Below are 3,366 nucleotides of genomic sequence, written 5' to 3'. Positions count from 1 at the left end.
GGTGGGCGTTGTGGACCGGGCCCGGCCTAGGTTCGCGCGCCCCACCCCCGCGCTCCCACGAATCCTGGCCGGCGCGGGCCCCGGCCACCACCACCTCGTCTGCAGCGTCCCCACCGAGAGCGAGCAACTCGTCGCCGTCCTTCACACCACCGTGCCCGCCCCGGAACCGGCCGCGGAACCGGGCGCCCCGCCCCGGGCCCAGGGACGGGAGGCCCTCGACTTCGCGACCGTCCTGGCCGCCGGCCTCGCCCTCGGCGGCCCCGGGGGACTGGTACTGCGGAGCACCACCGAGGGACATCGGGACCGCGTCCACGGCTGGCGGCTCGACCGGGGGCGCCTGACGGCCCTGTCCGCGGCAGCCGTCTTCAACGCCTACTGCACGGACGCCGACACCGGGGAGCCTGTCGCCCCCGAACCAGGCGTCGAGTACTGCCCCGGCTACGAGGTGGACCAGCCCGGCCCGCACCGCTGAGGCAGCCGGCCCGCGGGGCGCGGGCCCACACGGCCGAGGGGCCCTCGCCACCCACCGGCGAAGGCCCCTCGAACCGACGAACACACCGTCCGGCTACTCCCCGGACAGCACCGCCTGGGCGGCCACCCGCGCCTCCTCGGCGGTGTCCGCGGCACGCGCCGCGGCCGCCGCGCGCTCGCACTGCGCGAGCGTGTACTTGGCCAGCGTCGCCCGCACATAGGGAATCGACGCCGCACCCATGGAGAGGGAGGTGACACCCAGACCCGTCAGAACACACGCCAGCAGCGGGTCGGAAGCCGCCTCGCCGCAGACGCCGCAGCTCTTGCCCTCCGCCCTGGCGGCATCCGCCGACATGGCGATCAGATCGAGCAGCGCCGGCTGCCACGGGTCCTGCAGCCGGGACACGGCGCCGACCTGACGGTCGGCGGCGAAGGCGTACTGCGCCAGATCATTGGTGCCCAGCGACAGGAACGCGACCTCCTGGAGGATCGAGCGCGCCCGGAGCGCGGCGGAGGGGATCTCCACCATCGCGCCGAACTTGGCGCGCAGCCCGGCCTCGCGGCAGGCGTCCGCGAACGCCTTGGCGTCGGTCCGGTCGGCGACCATGGGGGCCATGACCTCAAGGTGGACGGGCAGACCCTCGGCGGCCTTGGCGAGCGCGGTCAGCTGCGTGCGCAGCACGTCCGGGTGGTCGAGCAGCGAGCGCAGACCACGGACGCCGAGCGCCGGATTCGGCTCGTCCGCCGGAGTCAGGAAGTCCAGGGGCTTGTCGGCGCCGGCGTCCAGCACGCGGACGACGACACGGCCCTCGGGGAAGGCTTCGAGCACCTTGCGGTAGGACTCGATCTGCTTGTCCTCCGACGGCGCCTTCTTGCTGTCGTCCAGGAACAGGAACTCGGTACGGAACAGGCCCACGCCCTCAGCCCCGGCCTCGACGGCCGCGGGCACGTCCGCCGGACCGCCGACATTGGCCAGCAGCGGCATCCTGTGGCCGTCCGACGTCGCCCCCGGACCGGACGAGGCGGCCAGAGCGGCCCTGCGCTCGGCCGCGGCGGCCTCCAGCTCGGCCCGCTTCTGCGCGGTCGGCTCCACGAACAGGTCGCCCGTGCTGCCGTCCACGGCGATCAGGGTGCCCTCGGCGATCTCACCGGCACCCGGCAGCGCCACAATCGCCGGCACGCCCAGTGCCCGCGCGAGGATCGCGCTGTGGCTGGTGGGCCCGCCCTCCTCGGTGACGAAACCGAGGACGAGCGCCGGGTCGAGCAGCGCGGTGTCGGCGGGCGCGAGGTCCCGCGCGATCAGCACGTACGGCTCGTCGCTGTCCGGCACACCGGGCATCGGCACACCGAGCAGTCGCGCCACGATCCGGTTGCGCACGTCGTCCAGGTCCGCGACCCGGCCGGCCATGTACTCGCCGGCTCCCGCGAGCAGGTCGCGGTAGGAGGCGAACGCGTCGTACACACCGCGCTCGGCGGTGCTGCCGACGGCGATCCGCCGGTCGACGTCCGCCATCAGCTCGGGGTCCGTGGCGATCATCGCCTGGGCCTCAAGCACGTGCTGGGCCTCGCCGCCGGCCAGCTGGCCGCGTGCGATCAGGTCGGCCGACACAGCCTTCACGGCCTGACGGGCGCGCCCCTGCTCGCGCTCCGCCTCATCCGCGGTGATCTGCTTGGCCGGCGGTTCGAGAACCGCCGTCCCCATGTGCCGAACCTCGCCGATCGCCACACCGTGGCTCACGCCGACGCCTCGCAGCGTTGTCTCCATTTCACCCGTCTCCGATTGAGCGGCGGCCCCAGCCGCCGCGGTGGATGTCCGACTCGCCCGTGCGGGCGGACGACGTCACTTCCAGTTGAAGAGAACGTCCCCGGCCTTGATGTCGCCGCTCCCGGCCACATCGGAGAGGGATTCCGCGGAAGCCTCCAGTGCCACGACGGGGCAGACGGGGGACTTGCCGGCGGCCTCGACCGCGGCGGGGTTCCAACGGATGACGGCCTGGCCGCGGGTCACGGTGTCGCCCTTGTTCACGAGCAGCTCGAAGCCCTCGCCGTTGAGCTGCACGGTGTCGATCCCGAGGTGCGTGAGCACCCCGTGGCCGTCGCTGTCCACGACGACGTACGCGTGCGGGTGCAGGGAGACGACCACGCCGTCGACGGGGGCCACCGCCTCCGAGGGCTCGCGCACCGGATCGAGAGCGGTGCCCGGTCCCACCATCGCGCCGGAGAACACCGGGTCGGGCACTGCCGCGAGCCCGATGGCGCGCCCGGCAAGTGGGGACGTCACGCTGGTCATGAGGGGCCTCCCAGGGGTGGGGCTGCTTGGTGTCGCCGTCACTACCTGTTGCGAACGGCGTACTCTTCCGAAGGATATGTCACTAGATGTTCGGGTTCGCCCGATGTTGGTATCGACCCGGACTGGCCCTTGGGCACGGAGACTAGTGGACTAGACCGGTGGACTAGACCATACGCCTGAATCGATTTGCTTGGGCATCGCGGGGCCTGTACTGTCGTGACTCCCGCCGGGACGCCTCGTGTGAACATCTCGCGAACGTCCGAGGGACGGGACTCCTCCTCTCCAGTGTCGATCTTCTTCTCTGCCATACCCCTGTGCGCCTTTTCGGTAAACAGTGACTGGTCGGAGAGAAAGAAATTCGCTGGTAGAGTCGGACTCGCCGGAAAGGGAAACGCGAAAGCGGAAACCTGGAAAGCGGAACCCGCTTCGACCGGGAATCGGACACGAAAGAGTCTGATAGAGTCGGAAACGCAGAACAGAAGCCCGGAGGAAAGCCCCAGTAGTGTTACTGAGGGTGAGTACGAAGGAAGCGTCCGTTCCTTGAGAACTCAACAGCGTGCCAAAAATCAACGCCAAAAGTTGATACCCCGTCCATTTCGGTGGAT

Annotated in this window: 2 protein-coding genes and 1 pseudogene; 1 reads left to right on the top strand and 2 read right to left on the bottom strand. The window is 70.8% G+C overall.

The genetic code is table 11. The annotated features are described in order from the left end of the window. A pseudogene (locus tag ACFWUQ_RS21160) lies at positions 1 to 472 on the top strand (hypothetical protein); the annotation flags it as partial. A 93-nt stretch (positions 473 to 565) separates the two neighbouring features. On the opposite strand, the gene ptsP reads toward ACFWUQ_RS21160, so the two are convergent. After that, the gene (gene ptsP, locus ACFWUQ_RS21155) at positions 566 to 2,236 is read right to left on the bottom strand and encodes a phosphoenolpyruvate--protein phosphotransferase (protein ID WP_384540117.1); all 1,671 of its coding nucleotides are present in this window, start codon (positions 2,234 to 2,236) and stop codon (positions 566 to 568) included. 75 nt (positions 2,237 to 2,311) lie between these two features. After that, positions 2,312 to 2,761 carry a PTS glucose transporter subunit IIA gene (locus ACFWUQ_RS21150; RefSeq protein WP_384540114.1) on the bottom strand — a complete coding sequence of 150 codons (450 nt, stop codon included), beginning with the start codon at positions 2,759 to 2,761 and terminating at the stop codon, positions 2,312 to 2,314. Between the last annotated feature and the right edge of the window lie 605 nt (positions 2,762 to 3,366).

The organism is Streptomyces sp. NPDC058662, assembly GCF_042716255.1.
Lineage (GTDB): Bacteria > Actinomycetota > Actinomycetes > Streptomycetales > Streptomycetaceae > Streptomyces.
The sequence above is the reverse complement of the archived record's forward strand: the minus strand, read 5'-3'. Positions and strand labels throughout refer to the sequence as shown.